Consider the following 16,572-nt stretch of genomic DNA (forward strand, 5'->3'; position numbering starts at 1 on the left):
ATAGCAAATAGATTAATTATCTTTTATAAGGTTTTCATATCAAATAATGAATGGTCAACAAAAACAAGAAGCATTAGTGCAAGCATTTAAAGATTTATTAAAGCAAGAGCAATTTGGCTCTCAAGGTGAAATAGTTGATGCGTTGAAAACGCAGGGCTTTAATAATATCAGCCAATCAAAAATATCACGGATGTTAAGTAAATTTGGTGCAGTTCGCACCCGTAATGCCCGCCAAGAAATGGTTTATTGCTTACCAGCAGAGTTAGGTGTTCCCACCGCACAAAGCCCGTTGAAACAATTAGTATTAGAAATTGAGCATAATGGCATTATGATCATTATTCAAACGAGTCCTGGTGCAGCACAATTAATCGCTCGTTTACTTGATAGCTTAAGTAAAAGTGATGGTGTCTTAGGTACAATTGCAGGCGACGATACTATATTTATTGCACCAACTGATGTAAACAACATTCAAGAAACCATTAATAAACTAGAATGTCTTTTTAGTAAAAAGCTTAGTTAGTTTACTGCTATTTATGTTCGTTTGATTCTATCGCCTCGAGTATACTCGTCAACAACAATGTCGCAGTAACTGGTTTAGCAATGTGTTGATTCATGCCTGCATCTAAACTGCTTAGCTTGTCTTCTTCACGTGCATGCGCAGTCATCGCTATAATAGGTAAATGTTCATATTTATCTAACTTTCTAATTTCTTTTGTTGCGGTTAACCCATCCATCACAGGCATTTGAATGTCCATTAATACAACATCAAATGTCTGTACTTCAAGTAAATCTAAAGCCTTTTGACCATTATCTGCAATAATAACCTTTGCTTGCATGCTTTTGAGTAGTTCTTTAGCAACTAGCTGATTAATAAGATTGTCTTCAACTAGCAGTACTTTTACATTAGATAAGTCAGCCTTGTCGTTCTGGCTTTCTTTGCTTAGTAACTGTGTCTTAGGTACAGAAGCCGTATTATTCGTTAACTCCTGATTATTTTTTTCTGTGAACTTATTTGATAACAACACTTTCACTATTTTGTCTAACGAATAACGATATAAAGGGGTATCAAGTAAAGTATAAGGGATTTTTAAACTATCAAGTTGTTGACATGTGTTGGGCTTTAATTCACTCATACCTGGCTGACACAATCCCACTAAATCAATCAGATTCACCGCTTTGTCATTAACATCATGCTCTATAAAGGTTTGCTCATCTATTAATAAAATGACCTGATCAGTTGGTGATTTTTTTTGCTGTAATACATCATTTAATTCAATTAAATTATTAAATTGATAATAGTACCAAGACTGCGCCTTAATAGTTTGAATACAACTTGTTGACAGCTCATGATTAATGCTACAGATATGGAGCCTTGATGTTTCATTACTTACTGCACTAGAGAAGTCGGAATTCATCATGGTTTCTTCATTAGGAATAGAAAAAGGCAAAATAAAACTAAACTCACACCCCTCACCTAAATCGCTTTTTACGGTTATCTCTCCTCCGAGTAACTTAACTATTTGCTGACAAATAGATAAACCTAAACCTGAGCCACCATATTTTCTAGTCATAGAAATATCAGCTTGAGAAAATACTTCAAATAAATGCGCTTGGTTCTCCTTCGAAATCCCTATACCAGTGTCTTTAACTCGAAACCGAAGTAAAACATTCGTTTCACTTAAGCCAATAGAATCAATGAACAAGTCAATATTGCCTTGTCCAGTAAATTTAGTTGCATTATTCAATAAGTTTGATAATACCTGAACTAAACGCATGGCATCACTCATCACAAAACGAGGAACATTGGCATCTAGCTCTACTCGCATGTTGAGTTTTTTAGTATGAATAGTCGCAGCATTTAATTTAAGTGCCGTATCTATTACTGACGGTAAATCGATAACCTCCTTAACAATAACCATTTTACCTGCTTCAATTTTAGATAAATCAAGTAATTCATCAATAAGGTGTAGCAGTGAAAAGGCTGCTGTTTGAGCATTGGTTAAATAATGTTCTTGTCGCGCATCGAGCTGAGTCCCCGTTAACAAATTAATCATCCCTTGTATGGCATTAATTGGCGTTCTAATTTCATGGCTCATATTAGCTAAAAACTGAATTTTAACTTTGTTAGCATACTCGGCTTGGTCTTTAGCACTTTCTAACGCTGATTGCGTTGCTTGTTGTTCCGTAACATTTTGTAAAATAGTAATGGTACCCAGTATTTTCCCTTCATCATTGGTAAACTGATTACAAAAACCTTGATAAATCTCATCTCCAGCTTCTAACAATGACTGTTGAGGATATTCACCATCAAATGTGGCATTCAATTTATCAAGTTGATGTGCCAATAGTTTTGGTATGAACTGGCTAGCTTCTATTCCAAGCATTGAACTTTCTAATCGACCAGTTAACTGTTCAAATGAGTGATTACAACCCATTAATTTACCATTAGGATCATTAAAAATAATTAGCTCAGGAATAGCATTCATAACTGAACGTAATAAAACATAGTCACGTTGATGTTGAGTGCTTGTTTCTAGTAATGCTTTAGTTTTTTCGTGTACTCTGCTGTCCAGCACCTCATTTTGCTCTTTTAATTGCAGTAATAAGCTGCGATTTTGTGTAAATATATCTTCAACTAAAATAAACCAATGTAACCAGTCAGCATTTGCTTTTACTTTTCCTGGGTCACCTTGAGAGCAAAATTCAATATGACTAATAAAGTCATGTGTTGGTTTAATGAAACTTCGTCTTGTCATGGCATTCACCAACATCAAAAAAGCAAAAAGCCCAATCAATAAGATAGTAAACATAAAAATAAAATGATTTCTTAAAGGTGAAATAAAGCTTGAGTAGGGCTGATACTTTAATAGCGTCCATCCGTTAATAGGTAAAGATTGCGTTTCAACAAACCAATCACCAATTTGTATTGAATCTGGTAGTTGCGCTAAATGCTCTGCTTGTAAGTGATGTAAATCGTTAGGTAATAGTTTTTGCCATGAGGCTCTATAATTTAATGACTTTTTACCTTGTTGTTTAAAAATTAAAATATCATTCTGCTGATTAAGCAGTACTAGCGCCTGATCATCAGATGTTAGCGCCAATAAACTTTGCTGCAAGCGCGTTAAACTAATATCAATAACGACCGCTCCTACCATCTCTGTATGTCGATAAACGCCAAGACCTAAAGAGAAGTTCATCCCTGTACCCGCAGCATCAATATAAGGCAAAGACCAAATAACTTTATTATTATCTAAACCTAATGCTTGTATTTTTTTAGCGTGGGCATTGGTGAGCATTCGGTCACTGAACCGCCAGCTATCGCGACCAATCCAAGGATAAATATTAACGAACTGATCGACTGAAATATAATAAAACCAATTAGCTTCTTCGATAATTTTTTGTGCGGTAACAAAAGCAGGCGTTAACGCATTAGCCATAGCAATTTCTTGATTTTTTAAGCGTGAAAATGTATCTATATCACCAAAACCTGTGATATTACCACTGATACGTTTGTCCTCATTTATGGAACTTCGTGCTGCGATATCAAGAAAGAACAATGCGCCATCTTGTCGTAATGGTGGGGTTGTAAAATATAGTTCGTCAGGGTGCTTGAGAATATATTGAGCATATTCCTGAATACCAACGACCGCTTGTTCACTTTGCACTAACATACCATTTAGTTGCTCTGCTTGAGCGGTTAAGTGGGTTAAGCTCTTCTGTTTATGCTCGGATAACTCACTATAATACCGTAATGAAGCTGCAGTTAATGCAATAAAAACAATGATAATAAATGCAACAACAACAGCTGTGTTGTATCGTTTAAATACAGTATTTTCTGCGGTTTTTTCTAACAAAGCCGATCCCTTCACAAAATATTAGTCTTCATTTTAGCTAATGTACCTATTTGATGTGCATAAGCATAATATTATTTTTACAAAAAAAAATAGTATGCCAAGCTATTCTCTTTATTTCACTTGCTCAAACTCAGCTCACTACCTCAGTTGATAAAAATAAAACCGACACTATGATAAAGCAAACTAAAGAGAATCAATAAACACTTGATATACAAATAATATAAGCGTACTTTCATTTGTATTACAAAAAATTAGGCTGGCACTAGCTGATTAAATTCTTAATAACGTAACATAAAATCATAAAATATTATTTACCCCCATGCGCACATTATCAGGAAGAAACAATGAGTAGCTCAGCTCAAACATATAAAGGCAATTTAAAATATAAGGATAATTATTATGGGGCATAACCATTCACACGGTCACTCTCATAGTCATTCCCATGACGGAAAACTAAGTTTGGCAGTATTTATCAACATATTATTATCTGTAGCGCAGGTTGTTGGTGGTATTGTTTCAGGAAGCCTATCTCTTATAGCAGACGCTCTTCATAACTTAAGCGATGCAGGCGCTATTATTATCGCTATTGTGGCCAGAAAAATAGCACGAAAGCCAGCAAATAGTAATATGACTTATGGGTTTGAGCGCGCAGAAATATTAGGAGCACTTATTAATAGCACAACGCTATTGCTAGTAGGTGTTTATCTTATTTTTGAATCCATAGCTAAATATTTTAATCCAGAGCCTATTGATGGCTGGATCGTTGTTTGGATCGCGACTATTGCGTTAATTATAGATGCAGCAACAGCATGGCTAACCTATAAAGCTGGGGCAAAAAATAACTTAAACTTAAGAGCAGCCTTTATTCATAATATGTCTGATGCCTTCGCTTCTATTGTTGTTATCTTAGCTGGTACTCTTATCATTCTATATCAATGGTATGTGGTTGATTTAATAGCAACCATTGGTATTTCTATCTATGTGATATACCACGGTTTATTACTGACTAAACAAACAATTAAAATTTTGATGCAAGCGGTTCCTGAAGATATTGATATTGATGAATTATGTGGTGAAATTGAAGGTATTCCTAGCATCAAAAAGATTAATCATATACATGTTTGGCAACTCGATGATAATAAAAAATTCTTAGAAGCACATGTCGCTTTAGAAATAGATCACATCGATAACGGGGTCGTTGAAATCAAAAAAATATTACTAAATAACTATGGTATCAAACACTCGACAATCGAAATTTGTCTTGATGCTCAAGAGCTAGCAAATAATTGTTATCAACGTGAATAATAGCGGTTGTGAATAATTCATGCGGTATCTAACATTAACCATAGCTTAGCTATCAATTATTACTGAGCTATGGTTTGCTATATCTTATATATCACCAATGTTATTGCTGGTAAGAAAAGGTTTTCCTTAGATGAATATTTTCTAGTGATGTTCCTAACTGTACTTCAAAGTCACCAGTTTCAGCTAACCAATCATCAGTATTAATATCCCAGAAAGATAAATCACGTTTGTTAAGTGTAATGCTGATTTCTTTACTTTCATTTGGCTCTAAATATACCTTAGCGAAGCCTTTTAGTTCTTTTTCAGGTCTGGCAACACTTGCTTCTTTGTCGTGTAGATATAACTGCACGACTTCAGCGCCGGCAACTTTACCGATATTTTTAACTTGTGCTGTTACCGTAAGACTCTCATCTCCCGTAATATTTGATGCAGATAACTTAATGTCAGTTAATGCAAATTGAGTGTAGGAAAGTCCATGACCAAAAACGAAAGTTGGTTTTATTTTTTGTTGCTCAAACCAACGATAACCAATGAAGACTCCTTCAGAATATAAACTCTCTATGGCGTTATAATCATTAAGCGCAATTGGTGCTGTATCTTCAAGACGAGCAGGTAAAGTAATCGGCATTTTACCGCTCGGATTCACCTTTCCGGTTAGAATATCTGCAAAAGCATGACCAGCTTCCATACCGCCATACCATCCCCAAACAATCGCTTTAGCTTCATTAACCCAAGGCATTTCAACCGCAGAGCCTGCAACAAGAAAAACGACTGTTTTTTCATTTGCTGCAATAAGCTTACTAATAATTTCATCTTGCGAGTTTGGCAGTTTCATATCAGGACGATCGATTGATTCTCTATCGTCACCATGGCTCAAACCACCAAAATAGATCACGGCATCGGCTTTTTTAGCGGCTGCTATATATTCAGCTTCACTGCTAAACAACTCCCCTGGAGCATTCCAACCTAAAGTAAACTCATCAGTGCCATCATATTGAATTTCAAAAGAGTAAGTTTCATTTTCTTTTAAATCAATGGCTTTTGTTAATGTAGTAATAGCTTGATCACCGACTAATTTATTGTCGTTAATCTTATGCTTTAGAACAACGTCATCATTAATTTTTAAACTAAAATCCCCAATAGTTTCCACATTAAGCTGATGAATACCTGTTTTTAATGGCTTAATTTTAGCTGACATTGTAATGTGCTGAACTTTATCAGGTACTTTAGCTTTAAAGGTTGAATCAACAATCCAAGACTCCTCAATTAAGTTTACTCTTGCTAAATCTTCATAATAAGACACGTTCCATGCTGGGGTACCAGTCCAATGCCGGCTTTCGACATAATCACTGGCGATAGCGGTTAACTCACTACTACGTGCTCGCATTACGGTAATATTTACATCTTCGCCAAACGCAGCTTTTAACCCAGCTAACGGCGTTATCTCATATAAAGATTTAACTTCTGAAGAGCCCCCACCGGTCCCGTGTTTTTTGTCCGCATTAGGCCCTAAAACAAGAATGTTTTTTATCTGCTTTTTATCTAATGGTAATACAGGCATTGACTCAATCGTTTCATTTTTTAATAAAACCACACCTTCAGCCGCTATTTTTCGTGCAGCCGCTTGGTGCGCTTTGGTGTTTCTTGAGCCGGGTAAACGATTTTCATCATACATACCAATAGCATGTTGCACCCGTAAAATTCTCCTCGCTTTATCATCAGCAATTGATTCTGGAATTTTTCCTGATTCGAGCATTGCTAAGAATGGTTTAGCAAGAAAATAGTCTTGATAATCATCAACTTTAGTGCCCATCTCTAAATCTAAGCCATTTACTGCAGCATCATAAGTATTAATATCGACGTGCCAATCGGTTAATAATACTCCTTGATAACCCCACTCACCTTTTAGGATATCCATAACTAAGTGCTTACTTTGGTTGGCATTAGTACCATAATATTCGTTGTATGCTCCCATCATGCCTAGTACGCCACCTTCTTTCACAGCGGCTTCAAATGCAGGTAAATACACTTCTCTTAGCGTGCGTTCATCTGGTTTAGCATTAACTCCCGTACGATTTAGTTCTTGGGTATTTAACGCATAATGCTTCACTGTGGCAGCAACATCATTGGCTTGAATAGCCTTTATTTGTGGCACAACCAACTTCGCCGCTAAGATAGGATCTTCTCCCATATATTCAAAATTACGACCATATAGAGGTAAGCGTGCTAAGTTAACTCCAGGGCCTAGGATAAAATCTTTCTTTCTATCTCGTGCTTCAGCCCCTAAAACTTGGCCATGTAACCTTGCCATTTCCACATCCCAACTGGCAGCAACAGATGTTAAGTGTGGTAAATAAGTTGAATGATCATCAGTCCAACCAGCGGAATCCCAGGTATGACGTGCTATTTGATGGCGAACGCCATGAGGGCCATCAGATAACCACATTTCTGGAATACCGACACGCTCAATAGCATTAACATGAAACTTACCACTTGCATGAGCCAAAGATACTTTTTCAGCTAATGTCATTTTCGCTAACATTAGTTCAACATCTTGCTCAACTGTCGCAAGGCGCTTACTCGCATGAGTATTTTTTTTCTGAGTTACTTGTTGATTTTTACTTGTTTCACATGCGCTAAGACTGATACTAAGTATCAATAAAGCAGAATTGTGAATAATTTTTTTTAACATACTACGCATAAAGATAGCCTCCATTAAGTAACCTTTTACTCTTTATCTCTCAATAGAAGAAAAACTGAATAATGCGGTCTAAGTTGTGTAAATAAATGCCAGTCATAGCAAACATTACCTAATTATTGAATTAGCAATAATTGCTGAAAGACATCTGCAGTTATATAACCTAAATTTTTACTACCGTTGACTGCTTCAATGTCTGTTGAACCGATAAAACTCTCCCGCTCCTTTGAACCATCATTATCGCAATATGCCAACATAAAACCCATTTTTTTCCCTCTTGTCAGTTTTACCGCTTGATGCCGATCTTTTTTATTGTCAGGAAGTAATGTAAAACTATCATCAAAAACACTTAGCGCCACTTCCCAAATAATTTTATTTGGCTTACTTGTACTTCTTCGCCATACACTGTCAATATGCTCGTTTAACAAAACAAAATTAGTTGATCCATCTTTGTTTTTTGGACCGATATCTACCACCTGATTATCTAAGGCAATATGATATGCAAAAGCATTAAAAGTAAATTGGTGATCCCCACCTGAAGCATCTTCATCAATGAAAATTTCTAAACAGTCATCGTCCCAATATCGATAAAGTGGATCAGCATGTTGATCAAATAGAATATCATCGGTAATTTCAACCAGTAAGAATAGGTGGTCTTCATTCCACATCACCTTAAATTGACCACTAAAATCTTCTTCTGTTGGTTGGGTACCCATAATGAGGTTATCTAAAGGCTGCCATGATGATAAGTCCCAACTTTTTTCACTAGCAATACCATCAATCACTATCTCGTCTTGTATTTTATGGGCTTTTAATTGGTTGCTACTTTTGCTTGCTGAGGCAATAGCACTAAATAAAATAAAAGTGATAAAAAAAATGTTTAATAAAATATGATGCCCTAAATACTGCCATGTTTTTTTCATAATATCTCCTTGTCTAATCATTACTTAACTCCTTCATAACTAGCTGATAAACCTGTTGATATACCTCATCAAAAGTGCCACTTACATCAAGCTTAGTAATATCTTTCTCATCATTTCGTTCTTCTTCCATCGCGGCAAATTGACTTGTTAATAACTCCACTTTAAAAAAATGATTCTCGCGGCTTAACATACGTTTTTTTATCGTATTAAAGTCCGCACTTAAATAATAAAAATGACATTTGAACTCAAGTGTTCTGAAAATTTTTCGATGTTGATACTTCAGACCAGAAAAGGCTAATACCACGTTTTTGTTCTGTTTAGATAACTTAATAAGTTTACTTATAATAGCTTCTACCCAAGGTTTTCTCATCGCATCATTAAGCGGTAAGTTAGCAGCCATTAGCGCTATTGCTTCCGAGGAATGAAAATCGTCAGCATCAAGAAATTCATACTCGCCTTGCGTATTTAAATCGTTAACCAACTTTTGACTAATCCCTGTTTTACCTGAGCCACTAACCCCCATCACAATAAACAAGTGAGGCTTACTAGAAAATTGCGGCTTTTTATTTCTACTTAAGATATTAATCATGAGCAGGTACCAATACGCTCAATTGATAAGTTGCATTATTAGCGCGTATTTTTAACTTATTATCTACAACTCGTTCACCATCTATATACGCTTCAATCTCAGTAACTTGCGTTGATTTTTCAATAATAAAATGAATAATTGCACCACGAAACATGCGTTGTCCTGATATTTTATTCAAATGACTTGGCAATTTAGGAGCAATATATAACCCGCCATTGCCACCTTTTAATCCGCAGAGCTCTTCTACTAAGCACCGGTATAACCAAGCCAGTGTACCGGTATTAAATAATTGACTGGAGCGCCCTGCTTTTTCTGGGTACTGCTGATAAGCGCCACGATAGTAATTAGGCACAAAGATTGATAATTGACCACTTTTAGCCGCTAATGCTTTTGAGGGTAAAATTTTACTTAGCACTTCAAAAGCAAGATCGTTTTCGCCAGCTTGATATAGGCTATAAGCATAAAAAATTGCAGCATGATTATAAACGGAGCCGTTTTCAGAAACGCCAGGGTGCTTTTGAGTAATTCTCCCAATATCCTCAACCATTTTGGTATAGCTCGGTGCTAGCATCATTACACCATAAGGTGTCATTAACTGTTCAGAAATAGCGGCAATCATCAGTTGTTGCTGCTCTGCCGAGGCTGCACCACTGAGCATTGCCCAGCTTTGTGGGTTTAAATATATCTTACCCTCTTCGTCATTAACCGTACCAAAGAGGCGATCATTGTCAGTAATACCTCGAGCAAACCACTGTTCATGCCAAAAATAAGTGTTAACTGACTCATTAATAGTATTCACGGCAAGCCGATACTCGGTAAGCTTGTTCAACGGAATTTGAATACCATATTCTTCACATAAATCGCACCAAGTATTTAATGCATAAGCGGTTGCTAATGAAAGCCAACTTGAGACACCTTTACCTTTATAGCCCACCATATTCATAGGATCACACCAATCACCTTGTTCGATTAAACTTAAGCCTCGGTGATCTGTCGCCTTGACTAACCAGTTAAGTGCTAAGTCAATATGTTCACTGAAAAGTTTAGGTGTATCTGAATCAGAAAAAGCTATTGGGGTTGTTAATAAATCGACATCTCCCGTTTCATTAAGGTATACCGCTAAACATATTGGTAGCCACACACAATGGTCGGCATGAGGAACTTGATTGATATACTTAAGCTCAGCTTGGGCATGTAACAAAATACCATCAGGCATAGCACCATTGCTGTGTTGTTGAGATAAGGCTAACACGAATGCTTGACGAGCAACCGTTGGATCGATGTAACACATTCCCATATTATCTTGAATATAATTACGTGTTTGTGGGTCAGTACTTAGTCGATTAACATCACCATGATAAAACATTTGTCTGGGGAGCCAGTGATTTACAAAGTCATCAAACTCTGTATTATCAGTATTAATTGTTAAACAAGCTTTTCCTTGAGCAATATAATCGTCATATTCTTGTTGAGCCTTTCGAGCGTTTGAGCTATTTAAGTAGCGATCTCTTATTTGTGCAATTTCAGTATTGTCTTTGGCTGGTCCAAATAAAAACTGATAATTAACCGATTGATTTTCACCTAAAGACTCTCGGTATTGATAAATAGCCACAGGTGTTTCATATCGAGCATCGTTATTACTTAATTGTAAAAACTTTAGTGCATCAGGAGAATGTAATCCCCCCTCTCCTTCAAATGTAGCTTGGTTCGTATGCCAAGACGTAGGTTTTTTATCTGCAATTAAAAAGGTTTTATCTTTTAATTCTTTATTTTTAAAATACTGTTCAACTTTTTGATAAGGGGTTACTGCAGTAGCAACAATACTGTTTAGCTGTTCGTCAAAGGTAGCTGATTGATTCATCCAAGACATATAACCAATAGAAAAATAAGGGTATATACTGATATTTCGTTTACCTTCACCTTTCCTTAAATTCTCAACGGATAATGACCAACGCTCAACAACATCATTGGCCGTTAAACTTAATGAGATTTTTATTTTTAATTCAAGGTGTTCTATTAACCAATAAATTTCACTCGCACTTTGTACAAAGCTAAACTTAGCTAACTTTACCCTCATTGGCTCATAAGGTACTGAAAAACTTTGTTGCTGATCTTCATCTTTAATATAAAAAAAACGACCTGGATGGTGACTAAAATAACTGTGCTCAGGCTGAATAAAAGTTTTCTCTTCTATGTTGGGTGCATAAGAATATTTTCTTGGCTCAGGCTGCATAAACTGAGCATTAACATAGCCTCGACAGTTTACTTGCAAAACCATTCGCTTATTCCATAAGAAGCCACTCGCTTTAGGCATACTAATAGGGCAATCGAGTTTAACGGTTGCGTCTTCTATTTTATGATTGTTATTTATATTATTCATTGAGCATAACCTTTTTACCTGTTAAACCATCTGTTGAATTAGCACTTATTTGCGCCAACTCCTTTTGAATATGCTCTAACGTTTTATCATCTAATGGATAAAGCATAATTAACGGCACAGCTAATGCAGCAAATACGGCAGGAATAATCGTTAGTAATAGCACAATACCTTGCTCTGATGCTCCTGTTTGCGTTTGGTTAGCAACATAGCCAAGTGAAGCTAATAACCAACCTATAGTTGCACCCGCAAGCGCCCCTCCTAGCTTCTGTGCAAAAGCTGCTGCTGAAAATATCATTGCCGTCGCTCTTCTTCCTGTTTGCCATTGAGAGAAGTCAGCCGTATCAGCATACATAGAGAAAACTAACGGTGATTTAGGCCCTAGCGCTAAACCAATCATAATTTGCAGTACAAACATCAATGTAATATTGTCACTAGGTATAAAATAAAATGCTGTAGATAGTATCGCTACGATACTAATTAACATAATGAGTAATTTACGTTTATCGAAAAATCGCGTTAACAATGGCGTTGAAGCTGCGCCTATTGCTAATGCGATCATATAAACCATAGCGAAGCTACCAATTAAATCAGGACGCTGAACATAATACTTAAAATAAAAAGTCCCTGAGCTCGCTCGTAGTGAAATTGTAATCATGATAATAAGTGCTAGCGCAAATAGTACTAACCAAGGTTTGTTTTGCCCTAAATCTTTAATGTCTTGCAATATTGGTGTTTTCTGTTCCGGAGGAGGCGCGATACGTTCTTTCGTTCCATAAAAAGTAACGATAAATAAAGCTGCGGCAATACAACCATATAAGCCCATCGTAAGTTGCCAACCTAATGCTTCATTACCGCGCCCTAAATATTCAACCAACTCAGGTGTAAGGTACACAACTAGGCTACCGCCAGAAAACGCCCCAATAAAACGAAAACTAGTTAACGTAGTACGTTGTTGTGTATTACTGGTTATCACACCAAGTAAGGCTCCATATGGCACATTGATAAATGTATAGGCCAACATCATAAAAATATAAGTGCCATAAGCCCATATCAATTTATTCCCCTCACTCGTATCTGGTACCGTAAATGTTAATACGCCAGCCGCAACAATAGGAATAATGCCCCATAATAAATAAGGCCTAAATTTACCGAAACGGGTTTTAGTACGATCAGCTAAAGCCCCCATTAATGGATCAGAAAAGGCATCGATTAACCGAGTAACTAACATTAAGGTACCAACAGCTGCCGCTGAAATTCCAAAAACATCGGTATAAAAAATAAATAAAAACACATCAAAAACACGCCAATAAAAATTGGATGCCACGTCACCACAGGCGTATGCGATTTTTTCTTTCAAAGTAAGTTTAGTATTCACATTCTTATACCTTTATTGAATTATCAGCTACTTCGTTTTCACTTAAAATTGAAATGCATCTAAGGATAAATAAAATCACTATTTACTCAGATTCTAACCATACAACAATAACAATGTAAGCGCTTACAAATTAATTCATATTACTTATAAAAACAACCAACATTTACAAAAACAAATAAAGAAAACATTCAACCTACTGATTATAAATAAATTATTTAAATTAGATAATATAATTTATTTTATAAAAGTAATTTACTATTAAAAGATATTGTCAAAAAATTATCGAATTATAAAAATAATTATTGACCTTATTAACTTAATACTCTAACTTCAATGTAAGCGCTTTCATTTATTTGTAATATATCCTCTTACACACGATACTGATATAACAAATGGAGCGTTTACTAAAATAAATAATTATAAAATATGTAAACTTGTGGGAGAAAGTCATGAATCAGAAAAGATTTATTAAAACAAAAGTAGCAACAAGCTTATCGTTAATATTAGGTGCTACAGCACTGCCTGCTATATCGGCAGAAGAAGTAAGCCAAGCTGAAGATAGCGTAGAAGTTATTACTGTTACAGGTATGCGTTCAAGTATAAAAGAATCAACACGACTCAAACGTGATGCTTCTGGTGTAGTTGACGCTATTTCAGCAGAAGATATTGGTAAGTTCCCAGATACGAACTTAGCTGAATCACTGCAACGTATTACCGGTGTTTCTATTGACCGAGACAATGGTGAAGGAAGTAAAGTAACAGTCCGTGGTTTCGGCCCAGATTACAACATGGTCACATTAAATGGCCGTACTATGCCAGCATCAAGCCTACCTGGTGGTGGTGGTGTATCAAACTCACGCGCCTTTGAATTCTCAAATCTAGCTTCCGATGCGGTTAAATCGGTTTCAGTTTATAAAACAGGTAGGGCTAACACAGCGACTGGTGGTATTGGTGCTGTTATTAATATAGTAACGGGTAAACCACTAGATAATCCAGGTACGCATGTTAGTGTTGGTGCGAAAGCCCTAATAGATACAAGTAATCGTGTGGGTAATGATGTTACGCCAGAGTTATCAGGCTTATTCAGCTGGACTGATGATGAAGAAAAGTTTGGTGCTTCCCTATCAGTAAACTCACAAAAACGCGATAGCTCGACTTCAGGTGCTTTTGTCAACGAATGGCGAACTAGTCTTTATGATGGCACAATTCCGCAAGCAGCAAGTGATATTCAACTTATTAATGAACCAGATATTGGACAAGTTTATTCAATGCCATCAGATTTACGATACTTTATTTCTGATCAAGAACGCGAACGTACGAATGCTCAATTAACCTTACAATTTAGACCCGTTGAAGCACTAACAGCAACACTAGATTATACTTATTCAAAACAAGATACTTTTCAAGCACGTGCTGAGCAATCTATTTGGATGGACGTATATAAAACCAGCTTAGGTTTTGATGATCAAATATCAACTACTCCGGTAGATTTTAACGAAGAACGTAGAGATCAAGCACCAAGAGATTTAGGCTTAGCATTACAAGAACTTAACCAAGTTAACGAAAATGATTCAATTGGTTTAAACATTCAATACGATGTTAATGATTATTTCACGTTAACTTTTGATGGTCACAGCTCAAGTGCTGAGAGCGCTCCTGATGCGCCATATGGATCATGGGTAAATACAGGCTTAGGTGCAAACATAGTTGCAGGTCAAAGTGTTGACTATAGTAAAGAATATCCAATTATGCATGTTGATTTTGATGATTGTGATGAACGTAGAGGCTTAAACTGTAATGGTATCCTTGATCAAGATGACGTAGGTACTTCAATACTTGATATGCGTGCTTCATCTCAAAAAACTGAAATTGATGAATTTCGTGTTATTGGTGCTTACCAGTTCGAAGAAGGTAGCATAGAATTTGGTATTGAATCTCGATCTATGGAAAGTCATTCTATACAAAGTTTAACACGCCACACTATGGGTAACTGGGGCATTGAAAACCCGGGTGAATTACCGGATAACTATTTAACACCAATTGACTTTACTAGTGAAATTAATGACTTTGATAAAAGTGGTGCTTTTAATCAAGGCTTTACTGGTAGCGCTTCGCAAGTCGGTGAGTGGGCTGCGGGAGCATATGGGTTTGATTTCATAGCCAATGGTGCAGCAGCAACTAACCGTACAATAAAAGAAGATATTACCGCTGCATTTTTCCAACTTGATCTTGCTGGTGAACTAGGCGGTCGTCCATACAATATCTCTGCTGGTTTACGCTTTGAAAGTACGGATATCACCTCTTCAGCTAATGTTGCCCTACCCAATGCCGTAGCATGGGAAGGTAACCAAGATTTTAACGTACGTTTTGGCGAAGGAATGCAAGACTTCTCAGCCAAAGCTGGATACGATCACATATTACCAAGCTTTGATTTTGATATAGAAGTTATAGATAACGTAGTAACACGTTTCTCTTTCAGTAAAACCATTGCGCGTCCTACTTATGATCAATTAAGTGCAGCGGCAGCTGATGTTAGTGGCCCTTCTGCCCCTACCACTTTACCAGGTGCTCAACTAGGTACAGCATCTAGTGGTGATCCAGGTTTAGTACCACTAGAATCAGATAACATTGACTTATCAGCTGAATGGTATTTTGACGATACAAGTTATGTGTCAATTGGTTACTATGAAAAACGCGTTAGTAACTTTGCAGGTCGTCAACCAGTTGTAGAAAATGTTTACGGTTTACGTGATGCAACTGCTGGCCCTCGTGCTCAAGCAGCGATGTTAGCCTTAGCTGAATTAGGTGAAGAGTTAACTGATAGCAACTTATTTGCCATGGTGGCTGCAACTGAAAATAATGTTGATTATTTTTCAATGCCAGCTGAACAGTTTGAAGTAGATTATGATGTTATGCCAAATAGCGATGATCCTTTAATGGACTTTACTGTAACTAAGTTTGTTAACAATAAAGAAGCTAAGATCAACGGCTTTGAAATAGCAGTACAACACTTCTTTGGCGAAACAGGCTTTGGCATTCAAGCAAACTACACAACCGTATCTGGTGACGTTGGCTTTGATAACAATGCAGATCCAAAAATAACTCAGTTTGCACTTGTTGGTTTAAGTGATACTGCCAACCTAGTATTAATGTATGAAAAAGATAATTTTCAAGCAAGATTAGCCTACAACTGGCGTGATGACTTCTTAAATTCACAAGCCAGATACATTAATGAGCCAGCTTATACTGAAGAGTATGCCCAAATTGACTTTAATGTAGCTTATCAAGTGAATGAAAATATGTCTGTCTTTATAGAAGGAATCAACATTACTGGCGAAGACACTCGAATTCATGGCCGTACAGCAGTACAACTATGGAATTTAGCTGAGCAAGAAGCGCGTTATGCGATAGGTGCTCGCTATACTTTCTAACTTAATGTAATTCAGTT

Annotated in this window: 9 protein-coding genes; 3 read left to right on the plus strand and 6 right to left on the minus strand. The window is 36.5% G+C overall.

The window, feature by feature from the left end:
• Nucleotides 1-46: 46 nt before the first annotated feature.
• The gene (gene argR / locus Q4496_RS03970) at nt 47-520 is read left to right on the plus strand and encodes a transcriptional regulator ArgR (protein WP_215972197.1); all 474 of its coding nucleotides are present in this window, start codon (nt 47-49) and stop codon (nt 518-520) included.
• A gap of 7 nt (nt 521-527) precedes the next feature.
• Here argR and Q4496_RS03975 read toward each other — a convergent pair whose 3' ends face one another.
• The gene (locus tag Q4496_RS03975; protein ID WP_303609975.1) at nt 528-3,854 is read right to left on the minus strand and encodes an ATP-binding protein; all 3,327 of its coding nucleotides are present in this window, start codon (nt 3,852-3,854) and stop codon (nt 528-530) included.
• A 399-nt stretch (nt 3,855-4,253) separates the two neighbouring features.
• On the opposite strand from Q4496_RS03975, the gene Q4496_RS03980 reads away from it, so the two are divergent.
• Nucleotides 4,254-5,159, plus strand: coding sequence for a cation diffusion facilitator family transporter (locus Q4496_RS03980; protein ID WP_215972198.1), 906 nt, complete (start codon nt 4,254-4,256; stop codon nt 5,157-5,159).
• A gap of 100 nt (nt 5,160-5,259) precedes the next feature.
• Here Q4496_RS03980 and Q4496_RS03985 read toward each other — a convergent pair whose 3' ends face one another.
• The 5 genes from Q4496_RS03985 to Q4496_RS04005 form a co-directional block, all read right to left on the minus strand.
• The gene (locus tag Q4496_RS03985; RefSeq protein ID WP_303609976.1) at nt 5,260-7,860 is read right to left on the minus strand and encodes a beta-glucosidase; all 2,601 of its coding nucleotides are present in this window, start codon (nt 7,858-7,860) and stop codon (nt 5,260-5,262) included.
• A gap of 113 nt (nt 7,861-7,973) precedes the next feature.
• Nucleotides 7,974-8,801 (minus strand): CBM9 family sugar-binding protein, encoded by an 828-nt coding sequence (locus tag Q4496_RS03990; RefSeq protein WP_252727397.1) that lies wholly within the window; start codon nt 8,799-8,801, stop codon nt 7,974-7,976.
• A complete protein-coding gene (locus Q4496_RS03995; RefSeq protein WP_215972200.1) occupies nt 8,794-9,369 on the minus strand; it encodes a gluconokinase in 576 nt (191 codons plus the stop codon). Before Q4496_RS03995 ends, Q4496_RS03990 begins: the two co-directional genes overlap by 8 nt.
• Nucleotides 9,362-11,749, minus strand: a complete 2,388-nt coding sequence (locus tag Q4496_RS04000; RefSeq protein WP_215972201.1) for an NdvB protein — start codon at nt 11,747-11,749, stop codon at nt 9,362-9,364. Before Q4496_RS04000 ends, Q4496_RS03995 begins: the two co-directional genes overlap by 8 nt.
• On the minus strand, nt 11,742-13,124 hold the full coding sequence (locus Q4496_RS04005) for an MFS transporter (protein ID WP_215972202.1): 1,383 nt from the start codon (nt 13,122-13,124) through the stop codon (nt 11,742-11,744). Before Q4496_RS04005 ends, Q4496_RS04000 begins: the two co-directional genes overlap by 8 nt.
• Nucleotides 13,125-13,573: 449 nt before the next feature.
• Here Q4496_RS04005 and Q4496_RS04010 point away from each other — a divergent pair, with 449 nt between their 5' ends.
• Nucleotides 13,574-16,555: a TonB-dependent receptor gene (locus tag Q4496_RS04010; protein ID WP_215972203.1), complete on the plus strand. Its 2,982-nt coding sequence runs from the start codon at nt 13,574-13,576 to the stop codon at nt 16,553-16,555.
• Nucleotides 16,556-16,572: the final 17 nt, after the last annotated feature.

This window comes from Colwellia sp. 5_MG-2023 (assembly GCF_030547795.1).
Lineage (GTDB): Bacteria > Pseudomonadota > Gammaproteobacteria > Enterobacterales > Alteromonadaceae > Colwellia.

Bases quoted from the DNA above. Each gene is read 5' to 3' on its own strand.
- argR (WP_215972197.1), top strand. From the start codon at position 47: ATGAATGGTCAACAAAAACAAGAAGCATTAGTGCAAGCATTTAAAGAT.
- Q4496_RS03980 (WP_215972198.1), top strand. From the start codon at position 4,254: ATGGGGCATAACCATTCACACGGTCACTCTCATAGTCATTCCCATGAC.
- Q4496_RS03985 (WP_303609976.1), bottom strand. From the start codon at position 7,860: ATGCGTAGTATGTTAAAAAAAATTATTCACAATTCTGCTTTATTGATA.
- Q4496_RS03990 (WP_252727397.1), bottom strand. From the start codon at position 8,801: ATGATTAGACAAGGAGATATTATGAAAAAAACATGGCAGTATTTAGGG.
- Q4496_RS03995 (WP_215972200.1), bottom strand. From the start codon at position 9,369: ATGATTAATATCTTAAGTAGAAATAAAAAGCCGCAATTTTCTAGTAAG.
- Q4496_RS04000 (WP_215972201.1), bottom strand. From the start codon at position 11,749: ATGAATAATATAAATAACAATCATAAAATAGAAGACGCAACCGTTAAA.
- Q4496_RS04010 (WP_215972203.1), top strand. From the start codon at position 13,574: ATGAATCAGAAAAGATTTATTAAAACAAAAGTAGCAACAAGCTTATCG.